The following is a 15,449-nucleotide window of genomic DNA, read 5'->3' as shown; positions in this document are numbered from 1 at the left end:
GGTCGTGAGAGGTGGTCTCGATACGCGCCCTCGCTCCGCTCGGTCGCTACTCGACCAGCGGAGCGAGGCGGAACCTACTCGGCGGCCGCAGCCTCGGGAACCTCGGCCCCGGCCTTGGCGGCCTTCTTCGCGGCCCGGCGGTCACGGGCGCCCTCCACCAGGTTGTACAGCGTCGGCAGCACGACGAGCGTGAGCACCGTCGACGACACCAGGCCGCCGATGACGACGATGGCGAGGGGCTGCGAGATGAATCCGCCGTGGCCGGTGAGGCCGATCGCCATGGGCAGCAGCGCGAAGATCGTCGCGAGAGCCGTCATGAGGATCGGGCGCAGACGACGCGAGGCACCGTGCATGACGGCCTCCTCCACGCCCATGCCGCGCCGTCGGTACTGGTTCACCAGGTCGACGAGCACGATGGCGTTCGTCACCACGATGCCGATCAGCATCAACACGCCGATGAGCGAGGCCACACCGAGCGGGATGCCCGACACGATCTGCAGGATGATCGCGCCCGTCGCCGCGAACGGCACCGAGACGAGCAGCAGCAGCGGCTGGCGGAGCGAGCGGAACGTGGCCACCATGACGATGTACACGATGAGGATCGCCGCGAGCAGCGCGAGGCCGAGCTGGCTGAACGCGTCGCCCTGGCTGGCCGTGACGCCGCCGATCTCGGCGTTCGCACCCTGCGGCAGCTTCGCATCCGCGAGGGCCGCGGTCACCTCGGTGTTGGCCACCGACAGGTTGTCGGTGCCCGGCGTCGCCGTGATGGTGGCGCTGCGCAGTCCCTTCACCGTGGTGACGGATGCCGGCCCCTCGGTGTTCTCCACCGTGGCGAGGGTGTCGAGCGCGACGGGCCCCGCCAGGGTCGGGATCTGCAGGGCCGAGAGCTCGGCGATCGTCGTGGGCGGGTTCTCCGACTGCAGGTAGATCGTCAGCGTCGAGTCGTCGATCGCGATGCTGCCGATCGTGCTCGGCTGCATGGCCTGCGAGACGATGCTGCCGATGGCGACCTCACTGAGGCCGGCCTGGGCGGCGGCGTCACGGTCGACGGTGACGGCGATGTACGGCAGCGAAGCGCTCAGGTTGGACGAGGCCGCCTTGATCGAGTCGAGGTCGCCGAGGGCGGTCACGATCTCGTCGGAGGCCTTCTGGAGGTCATCGCTCGACGAGGCCGTGACGTCGACGAGGATGTCGCTGCCGCCGCCGAATCCGCTCGACGCCGTCACGGCGATCTCGCCCTGGTCGGTGATGTCGGCGAGCTGGTCCTCGATGTCGGCCTGCACCGCCGTCGCGTCGGCGTCGGGGTCGGTCGTGATCGAGTAGGTGATGCCGCCGGCGCCGCCGGTGAAGGCGTCGCGGAGTGCGCTGCCCGACGAGCCGATGGTGAGCTGAACCGTCTCGACGCCATCGGTGTCGAGCAGTGCCTTCTCCACGACGGTGGCCGCGGCATCCTGAGCCTCGAGCGATGCACCCGGCTCGAGCGTCTGAGTGACGGTCAGGGTGTTCTGGCCCGTCGCCCCGAGGAAGTTGGTCTTCATGAGGGGCGTGAGGGCGAGGGTGCCGAGCAGTACCAGCACGGCGATGAGGATGGTCGCGACGGAGTGCCTGAGCGTCCAGCGGATGACCGGGAGGTAGCCCTTCTGCAGTCGCGACGGGTGCTCGAGCTCGTCGTAGTCGGCGGAGCCGCCCTCGTCGGCCGGAAGGTCGACGGCCTCGTGCTTGCGGCTCTTCGGCGGGCGCAGGAACCAGTACGCCAGCACCGGCACGATCGTCAACGACACCAGCAGCGACGACAGCAGCGCGATCGTGATGGTGAGGGCGAACGGACGGAACAGCTCACCCGTCACGTCGCCGACGAAGGCGATCGGCAGGAAGACGGCGACGGTGGTGATCGTCGACGCCGTGATCGCGCCTGCCACCTCCTTGACGGCTCGCAGGATGGTCTCGGCGCGATCGACGCCCGCGACCATCTGACGCTTGATGTTCTCGATGACCACGATGGAGTCGTCGACCACGCGGCCGATGGCGATGGTCAGAGCGCCGAGCGTGATGATGTTGAGCGTGTAGCCCGTCGCCTGCATGCCGATGAACGTGATGAGCACGCTCGTCGGGATGGAGATGGCCGTCACCAGGGTCGAGCGCACAGACATCAGGAAGATCAGGATGACGATCACGGCGAAGAAGAGGCCGAGCAGGCCCTCCTCGGTGAGCGACTGGATCGACTGCTCGATGAACGGAGCCTGGTCGAACACCACGGTGATCGTCGCGTTCGAGCCGAGCTTGTCCTCGATGTCGGGGATGAGGGCGTTGACGCCCTTCGAGACGTCGACGGTGTTGGCGGACGGCAGCTTCGTCACGGCGATCGTGAGGGCCGGCTTTCCGTCGACGCGGGAGATCGAGGTGGTCGGGTCATCCGTCTCGGCGACTGTGGCCACATCGCCGACGGTCTTGATCCCGGATGCGAACCCCGCCGGATCCGTCGGCACCAGCGGCAGCGCCGAGATGGCGTCAACGGAGTCGAGCTTCGCGCCCGACTGCACGGTCAGGGTGAGGTCGTCCTCGGTGATGGAGCCCGCGGGGAGCAGCACGCCGTTCTGCTTGAGGGCGTCGCTGATGGCCTGGCTGGTGAGTCCTGCCTCGGCGAGCGCAGCGTCGTTGGGCGTGATCGTGACGCGCTGGCCGATGGCACCGGTCAGCTGAGCGCCGTTGACACCGTCGACCTCCTCGATGTCGGGCAGGGCGAGCTTGGTGATGTCGGCCGCGAGGCTCTTCTCATCGTCATCGCTCGTGACGGCGAGCTGCACGATGGGCAGGTCGTCGAAGCTTCCGCTGAACACCTGCGGGTCGACGCCGTCAGGCAGCGTGCCCTTGATGCGGTTGATGGCCTGTGTGAGCTTCTGCTCGGCCGTCGCGAGGTCGGTGCCGTAGGTGAACTGCGCCGTGATGAGCGACTGGTTCGTGTTGCTGACGGCCGTGGTGCTCTCGAGATCGGGCACACCCTGGATCGCCGACTCGACAGGGGTGCTGACGTCGTTGTTCACGACCTCGGGCGACGCACCGGGGTAGGTCGCCACGATCGCGAGCTGGGGGAACTGGATCGACGGCGCGAGCTCCTGCTTGAGCGTCGTGAGGGTGATGCCACCGAAGATCGCCACCACCACGGTGATGAGCGCGATGAGTGCGCGGTTCTTCATGCTGAGAACGGCAAGGAAGTGCACGGATGATCCCCTCGGGAACAGGTGTGGGTGCCGCGAACTGCGGCGGGACGTGGTCGGCGGCGACTCACCAGGGTTCAGTATCGCATTGCAGTGACTGCACAAAGGTCACGGACAGCTGTGAACTCGGCTCTCTCGGAGCAGACTGGAGGCATGGCCCTCCACATCACCGGCGACGACGCCGCAGACGACCTCCTCACCCAGAGCCCCCTCGCGCTCATCATCGGCATGCTGCTCGACCAGCAGGTGCCGATGGAGACGGCGTTCGCCGGCCCCGCGAAGATCCGCGACCGCATGGGCACCCTCGACGCGTCGGCAATCGCGGCGTTCCCCGAGGACGAATTCGTCGAGCTGTTCCGCGCCACCCCTGCGGTTCACCGGTTCCCGGGTTCGATGGCCGCCCGTGTACAGGCGCTGTGCGCCGCCATCGCCTCGGACTGGAGCGACGACGCCGCGCAGCTCTGGACCCGCGGCGAGCCCGACGGCGCCGAGGTGTTCCGCCGCCTCAAGGCTCTGCCCGGATTCGGCGACCAGAAGGCCCACATCTTCGTCGCCCTGCTCGGCAAGCAGTACGGCTTCACCGGAGACGGATGGCGCGAGGCCGCCGGGGCGTACGGCGAGGAGGGCTCGCACCGCTCCGTCGCCGACATCGTCGACGCTGACTCCCTCGCGCAGGTGCGCGAGACGAAGCGCGCCGCGAAGGCCGCGGCGAAGAAGTAGGGCGAGCGGGCTGACGCCTCAGACCACCGCGGCCAGATAGGGAGCATCCGGAACCGGGTGCGAGCCGAGAGCGGCCCAGGAACGCGCGAGAGCCTCGACGGCGCGATCGGTCTCGTCCGGCGTGTAGCCGATCGGGATGCGCAGGAACCTCTCGAAGGCGCCGTCGATGCCGAAGCGCGGGCCCGCGGCGATGATGAGTCCGTGTGCACGGGCGCCGAGGGCGAGCTGCGAGCTCACCGGAGTGCCGAGGTTCACCCAGGTGGCGAGGCCCCCGTTCACGTGCGGCACGGTCCAGTCCGGGAAGGTCTCGGCGAGGCGGCCCTCGAGGTGATCCCGGCCCACCCGCAGCTGCTCCCGGCGGATGGCGAGCACCTCGTCCATCCGGCGCAGCACCTGCTTCACCACCAGCTGGTCGAGAATGGGCGTTCCGAGGTCGTTGTGCGATCTGTTGGCCACCAGTCGGCGGATGAGCGGAGCCTCGGCGCGGATCCAGCCGAGACGCAACCCGCCCCAGACGGTCTTGCCGACGGACCCGATCATCACGGCGTCGCCGTAGGCGGCGAGCGGCAGGTAGGACTGTTGGCGGTCGATGTCCATCTCGGCGGTGGTCTCGTCGGCCACGATGATCGTGCCCTGACGCGACGCGGCCGCGAGGATCCTCTCGCGCGCCTCCACCGTCATCGAGCGCCCCGTCGGGTTGTGGAAGTCGGGGATGAGGTAGGCCAGGGCCGGGTTGCTGAAGCTGATGGCCTGCACGAGGTCGTCGGCCTCGTCGGCGCCGTCATCGTCGGAGCCGTCGTCGGCGAGCCCGCCGGCACGAGCCGCGGCATCCCTCTGCGGAGTGATGCCGACGGGCACGAGCCTGGCTCCCGCCGCGCGCAGGGCCTCGTAGGAGTGCGGATAGGTCGGCACCTCGATGACGGCGCGATCACCGCGGCTGACGAGGGTGCGCGCCAGCAGGGCGATGGCGTGCTGGGCGCCGATGGTCACCATGATCTGGTCCGGACTGGTGGGAAGCCCCCTGTCGCTGTACCGCTGCGCCAGCGCCTCGCGCAGTGACGGAATGCCGACGGGGTCGAAGCCGTGGCCGCCGAGGTGGAGCGGCAGTTCCTCCACGGCGGCGCGCGCATCATCGGCGAGACCGGGGATGGCCGGAGTCGTCGCCTGACTGAAGTCGAGGAAGCCGGCGTCGTGCGAGGGCGCGGCGGCCAGGCGCGCTCCCGGCAGCCTCGCAGCACTGCCGGATCCGCGCACGCTGTCGAGGTAGCCGGCCTCGCGCAGGTGCCTGTAGGCGGCGGTGACGGTCGTGCGGCTGACTCCGAGGCGCTCCGAGAGTTCACGCTCGGCCGGCAGCCTGGTGTCGACGGGGATGCGCCCGTCGAGCATCAACAGACGGATGCGCTCCGCCAAGGCCATATAGGCCGCGGCGCCCCCAGCACGCCAGTCCCCGAGCAGGTTCTCCACAGAGCGGGCGGTCAGCACTGTCTCAGCCATAAGGCCACTTTAGGTGAATTGGATATTGGATGAAAGGCCAATCGTGTAATTGGATTGCATCATGACCTCGACCGCCGCATCCGCCCCCCTCCTCATGAGCCGCCGCATCGCGCAGCTCCTGGTCGGACTGTTCCTCTACGGAATCGGCATCTCGCTCATCGTGCGCGGTCAGATCGGAGCAGCCCCCTGGGACGTGCTCACCCAGGGCATCGCGAAGCACACGGGCCTGAGCTTCGGACTCATCACCATCCTCACCAGCGGCGTGGTGCTGCTGCTCTGGATCCCCCTGCGGCAGCGGCCCGGCATCGGAACCGTGCTGAACGCCCTCCTCGTCGGCCCGTCGGCCGACATCGGCCTGGCGCTCATCCCCACGGACCTGCCGCTCGTCGCGCGCATCTTCGTCTTCATCGCCGGCCTGCTCGTGCTGTCCGGTGCCACCGGCCTCTACATCGGAGCCCACTTCGGTCCCGGTCCGCGCGATGGCCTGATGACGGGCCTGCACCGCCGGACCGGCTGGAAGATCTGGACCGTCCGCACGGGCATCGAGGTCGTCGTCGTGGCCATCGGCTGGGCGCTGGGCGGCAACGTCGGCATCGGAACGCTCGCTTTCGCGCTGCTCGTCGGACCGCTCTGCGGCTGGGCCATCCCGTTCTTCGCCATCACGCAGCCCACGAAGGCGACGGATGCCGCAACCGAACAGGTGCTCGAAGGCGACGTGACCCCCTCGGAGCCGGCCGTGGACTCCCCGGCGAACTAGGCGCCACTCACTCTCACCGAACCCGCTCGCTGAGGCCCGGACGTAGTCCGCGGTCGAAGCGCTCCTCAGCGCGCCCTTCTCATGCGCTTCGACCGCGACTTCGTCGGGCCTCAGCGAACGGCCAGAAGGCGAACGACCCTCAATCCACCCAACGCACCAGGAGGTGTCCCATGTTCGTCACCCTCGCAGCCATCGCCATCCTCGCCCTGTGGGGCATCGTCGGCACGGTCGTCGCCCTCGTCCGCGACGGCTACCGGCGCACGCCGACCCGCTGAGACCCCCGCTGGTCGAGTAGGCCGCGAGCGCAGCGAGCAGCCGTATCGAGACCACTGCCAGCGTCGCGCTGACGCCGGTGTGATCTCGATACGCGTCCTCGCTGCGCTCGGTCGCTACTCGATCAGCGGAGGCGTAAGCGGATCAGCCCAGCTTCTCCGCATAGACCTTCATCGCGTCGCGCACGAAGGTCGCCCCCTGCGTTCCGCGGTAGTTCGCCGCGAAGCGCTCGTCGGCCACGTACAGCTCGCCGAGCCCGACGAAGTACTCCTTCGTCGGGCGGCCCTGCGCGCTGCCCGGAGTTCCCGGGATGCCGCCGAGCCAGTCGGCCTGGCGCTTCGCCAGGGCCTGGGCCTCGTCGCTGTCCGGTGCCGCACCGCGATTCGCGGCCTCGGCCCAGTCGGCGGCGAGCGCCGCCTGGCGCTGCTGCCAGTCCTTCTTCTCCGCGGCACTCATCGAGCGCCACCACGCGTCGCTCTTCGCGTACGCGTCCTGTCCCCAACGGTCCTCGACCTCCTCCTTGTACTCGGTGTGGTCGAACCCGTCGAACATGTTCTCTGCCATCAGTTGTTCACCTCCCTCCATTCCCAGAATCGTGTTCTCGACCGACGCGATCTGTCGCGCCAGCCGGTCCTGCTCGCGCTGCAGCCACGTGAGGTGGTTCAGCAGCGCCCGCCCGGAGTCCCGCTCGTTCTCGAGCACCTCGCCGATGGCGGGGAGCCCGAGCCCCAGGTCGCGGAGCAGCAGGATGCGCTGCAACCGCACCAGCGCCTGCTCGTCGTAGTACCTGTAGCCGTTGCTCCCGGTGCGGGTCGCCTCGAGCAGTCCGACCTCGCCGTAATGGCGAAGTGTTCGGCTCGTGGTCCCCGCGAGCCGGGCGATCTCCTGAATGGACCAGTCCATGCGTCGACCTCCTCTCGTTCCTCCGTGCGATGCCTCCACGGTACAAGTTGACGTTGCGTCAAGGTCAAGCTGTATTTTCGCTGATTGTCTTGCATCGAGGCATAACGCGATATATCGTGATTTCAGCAGCACACGCGATATATCGCGAATAACGTCTTTCCCGCATCCGAATCGCGGATGCCACCCCGCAGGACACAGCAAGGAGAACACCATGGCGATCGAGAAATGGGTCATCCAGCCCGGCCAGACGAAGGTCATCGACCTCGAGCTCGTCCGCAAGCTCAAGGTCAGCCTCATCGGCGGACGCGTGAACATCATCGGCCACGACGAACCGAACGCCCGGGTCGAGGTCAGCGCAGTCACGAGCAAGGAGCTCACCGTCGAGATCGACGGCGACCGTCTGGTGATCGATCACCCCATGGTGCGCTGGGACAACTTCATCGAGGTGTTCAAGGGCTTCCGCGGGCACGCCAAGGCCGAGGTCAGCGTCCTCGTGCCGCGCGACGTCGAGCTGAAGCTCGGAGTCGTCACGGCCGACGCCCTGATCGCCGGACTCGAGACCGACGCCCGTCTCAGCACGGTCTCGGGTGACATCGTCGCAGACAACATCACCGGCGACCTCGAACTCAACTCCGTCAGTGGCGAACTGTCGGTCGGTCACCACACCGGTCGCATCCGGGCCAACACGGTCTCGGGCGACCTCATCGCCAGCGGCGACATCAGCCGGTTCTCGGCCGACGGCGTCTCGGGCAACATCGTCGTCGACGCGTCGGGCACCCCCTCGTACGTCAACAGCAACACCGTGTCGGGCAACCTGACGCTGCGGCTCGTCCGCGGCGACGGCGCTCGCTACCGCATCAACACTGTGAGCGGGAAGGTGCAGCTCGACGACGTGACCGTGAAGGGCACGCTGGGCAAGGGCTTCGAGCGCGTCACGGGTTCGCTCGACGGCGGATCCTGGCTCGACCTGCAGGCCAACTCCGTCGCCGGCGACGTCTCCATCGTCGGCCGTACCGTGGTGCCGGCCGAGTCTCCGGCCTCGACCGACCAGGCCGAGCAGAACGACGGGCAGGCCGCAGAATGACCCCGCCCGTCTTCGCCCACGGCAACCTGCGCCTCTACCTGCTCAGCCTCCTGGCCGAGCAGCCCCGCCACGGCTACGAGCTCATCACAGCACTGAGCGACCGCTTCGGCGGCACCTACAGCCCGAGCGCCGGCACCATCTACCCCCGCCTCGCGAAGCTCGAGGAGGAGGGGCTGGTCACCAAGTCGACCGACGGCCGCAAGACCGTCTACGAGATCACGGATGCCGGTCGCGCCGAACTCGCCGCCCGAGAGCCCGAGCTCGCCGGCATCGAGGACGAGGTGACCGACTCCGTGCGGCGCCTCGCCGATGAGGTGCGATCCGAGGTCAGCTCCGCGATGAAGAGCCTGCGCGCCGATCTGGCGAGCGCCGCCCGCGACGCCCGGCGTTCCGGCACGACCACCCGCGCCAGCGACAGCGTCACGTCGGAGACCAACCGCGCCGTGCGCGATGCCGACGTCGCGATCAACGAGTTCCGTCAGCAGCTGCGCACCGACCTGCGTCTGCAGGCCGCGCGCGGGGGAGTGACCGACGCGAACGTCAACCTGCTGCGCCAGCGGCTCGTCGAGTTGCGCACGGAGTTCGTCGACTCGCTGCCCACGAAGGACTGACACCTGTCGGCGGCCCATGGTGTGATGTGGTCATGGCAGAAGTGACACTGAAGCCGTGGGCCGCCGACGACCTCGAGACACTGAGGCGCAGCAACGCCCCCGAGATGATGACCTACCTCGGGGGAAGCGAGACCGAGGAGAAGCTGCGCACCCGCCACGAGCGCTACCTCCGCCTCGGGCGCGATGGCGAGGCCCACATGTTCCGCATCGTCACGCCGGAGCATCCGGAGGGCGTCGGGGTCATCGGCTACTGGAACGCCGTGCACGACGACACGGCCGTCTACGAGACGGGATGGAGCGTCGAACCCTGGTACCAGGGCCAGGGCATCGGCACGCGAGCACTCATCGCAGCACTCGACCATGCCCGGTTCGTAGGCGGCAGGCGCTCGGTGCACGCGTATCCGCGCACCGACAACGCGGCGTCGAACGCGATCTGCGCGAAGGCCGGCATGACCTTCAACCGGGAGATGGACTTCGAGTACCCGCCGGGCAACCCCATCCGCTGCAACGACTGGGAATTCACTCTCGAGCCTCGTCCCATCGTCGGAGCCGGGGAGTAGCGTCACGCGTAAGGGATCCGTGAGGGAAACGTGTGGAACTTGACAGTGCTCACCGAGTGAGTAGGTTTGTCCCCCGTGGCAAATGACGGGGCATCCACGCCTCCACCAGAACTGAAGTCGCCGAAACACTGGATCATCGGCGACCCGCTCCCGAGCGAACGACTCGAGGGGCAGTTGCTTCCGAAGCACCTCGCCCTCCCGATCTTCGCGAGCGACCCGCTCTCCTCGGTGGCCTACGCGCCCCAGGAACTCCTGATGATCCTGCTGCTCGGCGGCCTCTCCTTCCTCGCGTTCGCCCCGTGGGTGGCACTGGCGGTCGTCGTGCTGCTCGTCACCGTCGTCCTGTCGTACCGCCAGTTGGTCAAGGCCTACCCGTCGGGCGGCGGGGACTACGAGGTCGCACACAAGAACCTCGGCGAGAAGGCCGGCCTCGTCGTCGCCTCGGCCCTCCTCGTCGACTACGTCATGACCGTCGTCGTGTCGGTGGCATCCGGAGTCGACAACATCATCTCGGCCCTCCCCTGGCTCGCGCCGTTCCGGGTCGAGTTGGCCGTGTTCTTCGTCATCGTCCTCGCGGCCGTGAACCTGCGCGGAGTGAGCGAGTCCAGCAAGGCCTTCGCCATCCCGACGTACATCTTCATCGGCAGTGTCTTCCTGATGATCGTGGTCGGCCTCGGCCAGACCATCTTCGGGACCGCACCGGTCGCCGCGTCCGCCGCGTACACCGTGCAGGGAGAGCAGTTGACCCAGGCGGCGATCGTGCTGCTGCTGCTGCGTTCCTTCGCGAGCGGATGCTCCGCGCTCACGGGCGTCGAGGCCATCGCGAACGGCGTTCCGGCCTTCCGCCTGCCCAAGGTCAAGAACGCGCAGCACACCCTCGTGATCATGGGCGGCATCGCCATCACGCTGTTCGTCGGACTGACCGCTCTCGCCCTCATCTCGAACGTGCACTACGCGGAGAACCCGTGCTCGCTCCAGGGCTGGGCCGAGTGCGCGACAGCGCCGCAGCTCTCGCTCATGGCCCAGATCGCTGCGGCCGTCTTCGGCAACAGCACCATCATGTTCTTCCTCATCCAGGCGGCCACAGCCCTCGTGCTGCTGCTCGCGGCCAACACGGCCTTCAACGGCTTCCCCCTGCTCGGCTCCGTGCTAGCCAAGGACGGCTACGCCCCCAAGTCGCTCTCCACGCGTGGTGACCGACTCATCTACTCCAACGGCGTGCTGCTCCTGGGACTCGCTGCCATCCTCATCCTCGTGGTGTTCCAGGCGAACCTCACCGTGCTCATCCAGCTGTACATCATCGGCGTCTTCGTGTCGTTCACGCTCGGCCAGACCGGCATGGTGCGGCACTGGCTGCGCGAGCTGAAGACTCCGGGGGCCCACCGCGGTTCCATCGTCAAGAGCCTGTCGATCAACGCACTCGGCGCCGGGATGACCGGCATCGTGCTCGTCGTGGTGACCATCACGAAGTTCACCCACGGCGCGTGGATCGTCTTCGTGATGATGCCGATCCTGTTCCTGCTGATGATGGGCGTGAACCGCTACTACCGCGACGTCGCCACGGAGGTCGAGGCCGACCCCACCACGACCTTCGGAGCCACGGGCGACCACGCCATCGTGCTGGTCGGCAAGGTGCAGAAGCCCGTGCTCAAGGCCCTCGACTACGCCATCGCCGCTCGCCACGAGAGCCTCGAGGCGGTGCATGTCTCCATCGACGACGAGGAGACGAAGCAGGTCAAGAAGGACTGGGTGCGCATGAACATCCAGGTGCCCCTGCGCATCATCCAGTCGCCCTACCGCGACCTCAGCTATCCCGTCATCCGTCACGTGAAGGATCGCCGGGCCGAGCACGGGTCCGAGGTGACGACCATCTACATGCCGCAGTACATCGTGGGCCACTGGTGGGAGTCCCTGCTGCACAACCACAAGGCCCGCCGCATCCGTCAGAAGCTGATGCTCGTGCACGGCGTCACCATTGCGCTGGTGCCGTGGCTGCTCGACTCCTCCGATCTTCTCTACGGCCGCCGGTCACGCCCGCTGCCGGGCCAGGACCGCCGCGGCGAGCCGGTGCGGCCGGTGCCTCGTGCCCCGATGCCGCCCGCGATGATCACGACCACGACCGTCGCTCCTCCCCCTGTGGCGCCCGGCGTCTCGCGGCCGGCCGCGTCGCGTCGACGCAAGCGCAAGTAGTCTCGGGGCATGCCCCGTGACCTCGCCGCCGTCTTCGTCGGCGGGCTGATCGGCACCGCGCTGCGCCTCTCCATCGACGCAGCCCTGCCGCACTCAGGCGGGCAGTTCCCGTGGTCGACGCTCATCATCAACGTGCTGGGCGCGCTCGTGCTCGGGCTGCTTGTGGGGATGCTCTGGAAGCGGCCCGGTCTGCCGCACTGGGTGCGCGCCGGGCTGGGCGCCGGCGTGCTCGGTTCGTTCACCACGTTCTCCGCCGTCATGGTCTCGGTGGTGGGCATGGGTGCTGCGGATGCCGTCGGCCCGGCATCCGTCTACCTCGTGGCCTCGCTCGTGCTCGGCCTCGCTGCGGCGTTCGCCGGCCTCCGCCTCGGATCGACGCTGGCGCACCTCATGATGCCCGGTGAGATCCAGGAGGGAGACACCCTGTGACCCCTCTCGTCGTGATCGCCACCCTGCTGTGCGGGGCGATCGGTGCCGTCATCCGCTACCTCGTGACCAAGGCCCTGCCCGTCGTACCCGGACACCTCCCGCGCGGCGTGCTGATCGTCAACGTCGTCGGATCGCTGGTCGGCGGACTGACCCTGGGGCTCGCCGAGCGTGCGGCGGTCTCACCCGAATGGCAGTTCGTCATCCTGAGCGGCGTCTGCGCCGGCCTCACCACCTTCAGCACCTGGACCGTCGAGACCATCGAACTCGCCGAGGGCGGACGATGGAGGGCGGCAGTGCTGAACATCGCCGTCACGCTCGCCCTGGGCTTCGCGGTCACACTGGGCGCGTACCTATCCGTTCGCTGAGGACCGGACGAAGTCCGCGTCCGAAGCGCACTGACACACGCTTCGGCCGCGCGCTTCGCGCGGGCTCTGCGAGCGGGGATTACAGCAGCGCCACGATCTGCCGCGCGATCATGCGGCCGGCGCGCTGGGCACCGATCGTGGAAGCCTGCGGTCCGTAGCCCGCGAGGAACACCCGCGGGTCGCTCCACGATGCGCCGGCACCGACGCTCACGCCGCCGGCCTTCTCACGCAGCTTGAGCGGTGCGAGCTGACGCAACTCGGGCCTGAATCCCGTCGCCCAGATGATGGCATCCGCCGGGGAGAACGATCCGTCGCTCCAGCGCACGCCGTCGGCCTCGATGCGCTCGAACATCGGACGGGCGTCGAGCACGCCGCGCTCGATGCCCGCAGCGATGCGTCGGCTCTTGGGCACGCCCGTCCCGCTCACGATGCTCGGCAGCGCTCGGCCCGAGCGGGCGGCCTCATCCTGCGCTGCGACGGCGGCGGATGCTCCCTCGAGATCGAGCGCCTCCCCCTCCACCCAGTCGATGGGTCGGCGCGAGGCCCAGACCGTGCTTGCGGCAACGCCCTCGAGTTCGAGCAGGAAACCGATGGCAGAGGTGCCGCCGCCCACGACGACCACGTTCTGGTCGCGGAACTCCTCGGCGGACACGTAGTCGGAGGTGTGCACGTGGCGGCCCGCGAAGTCGCGCATGCCCGGGTAATAGGGCACGAACGGCGAGCCCCATGTGCCCGTGGCGTTCACCAGGAAGCGAGTGCGGGTCTCACCCTGGGAGTGGTGCACCAGCAGGTCGACGCCGGCGTTCTCCACGCTCGACACCTCGACGGGCCGGCGCACCTTGAGTCCGTAGAACTGCTCGTAGCTGCCGTAGTAGGCACCGACGATCTCCCGCGCCGCCCAACTGCGGTCGGCGGTGTCGAAGCTCAGGCCCATCTCGGCCATGCCCGGCAGATCGTTCACGCGGTGAGCCGTGCCGAGCTTCAGGGCCTCCCAGCGGTGCTGCCAGGCGCCGCCCGGGGCCGGGCCGCGATCGAGCACCTGGAAGTCGACTCCGGGCTCCAGATCGAACCGCTTCAGGTAGTACGCCACCGACAATCCGGCTTGACCGGCACCGATGACCACCACAGTGGTCGCCGCGATGGACATACACCCTCTTCCCGTGGCGGCACTGTGGGCACAGACGGAAGTCCGGCCAGTCCTCCATGCTAAACTACGGGGAAGTTTTCATTAATCCGGTCCACAGTCCGGGAGGCGATCACGCCACCGGCCAGCATTGTGAGGGGGTCTCGCATGGGGCGTGGCCGTCAGAAGGCGAAGCACACCAAGGTCGCTCGCGAGCTCAAGTACTTCAGCCCCGACACCAATTACGGTGCCTTGGAGCGTGAGTTGACGCACGGCGATGCTCGTGTCGTCGACGAGCGGCTCGATGAGGACCTCGCCAAGTGGCCCGAGTACGAGGCCAGCGAGTCCGACGAGTATGTCGACCACTATGCGACCGAAGACGAGCAGAAGCGCGCGTAGCGTTCTATCGTCTTCTTCAGCGCGGCGCGATCACTCGCGTCGCGCTTTCGCGTTCGCCGCGCGGTCGATCGCGCTCGCGGGCATGGCCGGGTGGCCGGGTGACCCGCTGACCCGCTGACCCGCTGACCGCGGATCAGGCCGCGTAGCTGCCGATCAGGCGCACGGCTCCGCCGTTCACGCCCTTCTCGCCCTGTACGAAGGAGCTGAGGTCGTTCGCCGCCGTCGAAACACGGCCGGCGATCCAGCTCGGGATGCCCTCGGCCTGCATGCGGGCGATGACGTCGGAAGCCGCATCCGCCGCCACGACGGCGAACATGCCGATGCCGAGGTTCCAGGTGCCCTCCGAGCTCTCGAGGCTGGAGCCTGCGATGTCGCTCAGCACACGGAACACCGGCGACGGCGACCAGCTGGCGCGGTCGAGCTCGACCCAGCTTCCGACGGGCAGCACGCGGGCGAGGTTGGCGGCGATACCTCCACCGGTCACGTGGCTGAGGGAGTGCACGGCCCCCGCGAGGTCGGGGTCACCGAGCAGGCGCACGAGCGGTCCGGTGTAGAGGCGCGTGGGCTCGAGCAGTGCCTCGCCCACGAGACCGCCGAGCTCGGGGAGGGAGTCCGTGTAGCCGATGCCGCCCTCGCTCAGGATGTGGCGGACGAGCGAGAAGCCGTTGGAGTGCAGGCCCGACGACGACAGCGCGACGACGACGTCACCGTGCTGCACCCGGTCGGCGCCGAGCAGCGCGTCGGCCTCGACGGCGCCGACGGCAGCGCCGGCCACGTCGTAGTCGTCAGGGCCGAGGAGTCCGGGGTGCTCAGCGGTCTCGCCACCGACGAGGGCGGTTCCGGTCTCCGCGCAGGCCTTCGCGATGCCGCCGACGATGGACGCGATGCGCTCGGGCACGACCTTGCCGCAGGCGATGTAGTCGGTCATGAAGAGGGGGGTCGCGCCCACGACGATGATGTCGTCGACGACCATGCCCACGAGGTCCTGGCCGATGGTGTCGTGCTTGTCGATGGCCTGCGCGATGGCGACCTTCGTGCCGACGCCGTCGGTCGAGGTGGCCAGCAAGGGCCGCTTGAACCGCGTGAGGAACGACACGTCGTAGAGGCCGGCGAACCCGCCGACGCCTCCCAGGACGTTGGGGCCGTGCGTCTTGGCGACGGCCTCCTTCATCAGCTCGACGGCGAGATCGCCAGCAGCGGTGTCGACTCCGGCTGCGGCGTAGGACGAGTTGGCGCTCACGCGTCCAGAGTACCGGCTCGGCGAGGCGGCGGTTCCGCGTCGATCCGCGTGGATCCGCGCCTGCACCCCTTCTGCGGCGTAGAATC

Annotated in this window: 14 protein-coding genes; 9 read left to right on the top strand and 5 right to left on the bottom strand. The window is 68.4% G+C overall.

All coding sequences use genetic code 11. The features are described from left to right. Window positions 1-74 precede the first annotated feature (74 nt). Window positions 75-3,218 carry an efflux RND transporter permease subunit gene (locus E4M00_RS14735; protein WP_135121248.1) on the bottom strand — a complete coding sequence of 1,048 codons (3,144 nt, stop codon included), beginning with the start codon at window positions 3,216-3,218 and terminating at the stop codon, window positions 75-77. A gap of 150 nt (window positions 3,219-3,368) precedes the next feature. Between E4M00_RS14735 and E4M00_RS14730 the strand changes: the two genes are divergently transcribed. Then, complete coding sequence (locus E4M00_RS14730; RefSeq protein ID WP_135121247.1) at window positions 3,369-3,935, top strand: HhH-GPD-type base excision DNA repair protein; 567 nt, start codon at window positions 3,369-3,371, stop codon at window positions 3,933-3,935. A gap of 18 nt (window positions 3,936-3,953) precedes the next feature. Here E4M00_RS14730 and yczR read toward each other — a convergent pair whose 3' ends face one another. Further along, window positions 3,954-5,429, bottom strand: coding sequence for a MocR-like transcription factor YczR (gene yczR, locus E4M00_RS14725; RefSeq protein ID WP_135121246.1), 1,476 nt, complete (start codon window positions 5,427-5,429; stop codon window positions 3,954-3,956). Window positions 5,430-5,490: 61 nt separating this feature from the next. Between yczR and yczE the strand changes: the two genes are divergently transcribed. Then, window positions 5,491-6,186, top strand: coding sequence for a membrane protein YczE (gene yczE, locus E4M00_RS14720; protein WP_204773017.1), 696 nt, complete (start codon window positions 5,491-5,493; stop codon window positions 6,184-6,186). Window positions 6,187-6,603: 417 nt separating this feature from the next. Here the strand turns inward: yczE and E4M00_RS14715 are convergent, their stop codons facing one another. Further along, window positions 6,604-7,362, bottom strand: coding sequence for a MerR family transcriptional regulator (locus E4M00_RS14715; RefSeq protein ID WP_135121245.1), 759 nt, complete (start codon window positions 7,360-7,362; stop codon window positions 6,604-6,606). A 211-nt stretch (window positions 7,363-7,573) separates the two neighbouring features. Here E4M00_RS14715 and E4M00_RS14710 point away from each other — a divergent pair, with 211 nt between their 5' ends. From E4M00_RS14710 to crcB, 6 genes are all read left to right on the top strand, one after another. After that, on the top strand, window positions 7,574-8,446 hold the full coding sequence (locus E4M00_RS14710) for a DUF4097 family beta strand repeat-containing protein (protein ID WP_135121244.1): 873 nt from the start codon (window positions 7,574-7,576) through the stop codon (window positions 8,444-8,446). Then, a complete protein-coding gene (locus E4M00_RS14705; protein WP_056165078.1) occupies window positions 8,443-9,057 on the top strand; it encodes a PadR family transcriptional regulator in 615 nt (204 codons plus the stop codon). The genes E4M00_RS14710 and E4M00_RS14705 overlap by 4 nt, the downstream gene beginning before the upstream one ends. Window positions 9,058-9,089: 32 nt before the next feature. Beyond that, complete coding sequence (locus E4M00_RS14700) at window positions 9,090-9,617, top strand: GNAT family N-acetyltransferase (protein WP_135121243.1); 528 nt, start codon at window positions 9,090-9,092, stop codon at window positions 9,615-9,617. Between the two features lie 75 nt (window positions 9,618-9,692). Beyond that, entirely contained in the window at window positions 9,693-11,807 is a 2,115-nt protein-coding gene (locus E4M00_RS14695) for an APC family permease (RefSeq protein ID WP_240037165.1), read from the top strand. A gap of 9 nt (window positions 11,808-11,816) precedes the next feature. Further along, entirely contained in the window at window positions 11,817-12,236 is a 420-nt protein-coding gene (locus E4M00_RS14690; RefSeq protein ID WP_135121242.1) for a fluoride efflux transporter FluC, read from the top strand. Then, window positions 12,233-12,601 carry a fluoride efflux transporter CrcB gene (gene crcB, locus E4M00_RS14685; protein WP_135121241.1) on the top strand — a complete coding sequence of 123 codons (369 nt, stop codon included), beginning with the start codon at window positions 12,233-12,235 and terminating at the stop codon, window positions 12,599-12,601. The genes E4M00_RS14690 and crcB overlap by 4 nt, the downstream gene beginning before the upstream one ends. Before the next feature lie 79 nt (window positions 12,602-12,680). Here the strand turns inward: crcB and E4M00_RS14680 are convergent, their stop codons facing one another. Continuing rightward, the gene (locus E4M00_RS14680; protein ID WP_135121240.1) at window positions 12,681-13,748 is read right to left on the bottom strand and encodes an NAD(P)-binding domain-containing protein; all 1,068 of its coding nucleotides are present in this window, start codon (window positions 13,746-13,748) and stop codon (window positions 12,681-12,683) included. A gap of 144 nt (window positions 13,749-13,892) precedes the next feature. On the opposite strand from E4M00_RS14680, the gene E4M00_RS14675 reads away from it, so the two are divergent. After that, window positions 13,893-14,123, top strand: a complete 231-nt coding sequence (locus tag E4M00_RS14675) for a DUF3073 domain-containing protein (protein WP_135121239.1) — start codon at window positions 13,893-13,895, stop codon at window positions 14,121-14,123. Window positions 14,124-14,256: 133 nt separating this feature from the next. Here the strand turns inward: E4M00_RS14675 and purM are convergent, their stop codons facing one another. Then, on the bottom strand, window positions 14,257-15,363 hold the full coding sequence (gene purM, locus E4M00_RS14670; RefSeq protein WP_135121238.1) for a phosphoribosylformylglycinamidine cyclo-ligase: 1,107 nt from the start codon (window positions 15,361-15,363) through the stop codon (window positions 14,257-14,259). Window positions 15,364-15,449 lie beyond the last annotated feature (86 nt).

Origin of the sequence: Orlajensenia leifsoniae (assembly GCF_004570845.1) — a bacterium.
Lineage (GTDB): Bacteria > Actinomycetota > Actinomycetes > Actinomycetales > Microbacteriaceae > Orlajensenia > Orlajensenia leifsoniae.
The sequence above is the reverse complement of the archived record's forward strand: the minus strand, read 5'-3'. Positions and strand labels throughout refer to the sequence as shown.

Bases quoted from the DNA above. Each gene is read 5' to 3' on its own strand.
- E4M00_RS14715 (WP_135121245.1), bottom strand. From the start codon at position 7,362: ATGGACTGGTCCATTCAGGAGATCGCCCGGCTCGCGGGGACCACGAGC.
- E4M00_RS14710 (WP_135121244.1), top strand. From the start codon at position 7,574: ATGGCGATCGAGAAATGGGTCATCCAGCCCGGCCAGACGAAGGTCATC.
- E4M00_RS14680 (WP_135121240.1), bottom strand. From the start codon at position 13,748: ATGTCCATCGCGGCGACCACTGTGGTGGTCATCGGTGCCGGTCAAGCC.
- yczE (WP_204773017.1), top strand. From the start codon at position 5,491: ATGACCTCGACCGCCGCATCCGCCCCCCTCCTCATGAGCCGCCGCATC.
- E4M00_RS14675 (WP_135121239.1), top strand. From the start codon at position 13,893: ATGGGGCGTGGCCGTCAGAAGGCGAAGCACACCAAGGTCGCTCGCGAG.
- E4M00_RS14705 (WP_056165078.1), top strand. From the start codon at position 8,443: ATGACCCCGCCCGTCTTCGCCCACGGCAACCTGCGCCTCTACCTGCTC.
- yczR (WP_135121246.1), bottom strand. From the start codon at position 5,429: ATGGCTGAGACAGTGCTGACCGCCCGCTCTGTGGAGAACCTGCTCGGG.
- E4M00_RS14690 (WP_135121242.1), top strand. From the start codon at position 11,817: ATGCCCCGTGACCTCGCCGCCGTCTTCGTCGGCGGGCTGATCGGCACC.
- E4M00_RS14730 (WP_135121247.1), top strand. From the start codon at position 3,369: ATGGCCCTCCACATCACCGGCGACGACGCCGCAGACGACCTCCTCACC.
- E4M00_RS14700 (WP_135121243.1), top strand. From the start codon at position 9,090: ATGGCAGAAGTGACACTGAAGCCGTGGGCCGCCGACGACCTCGAGACA.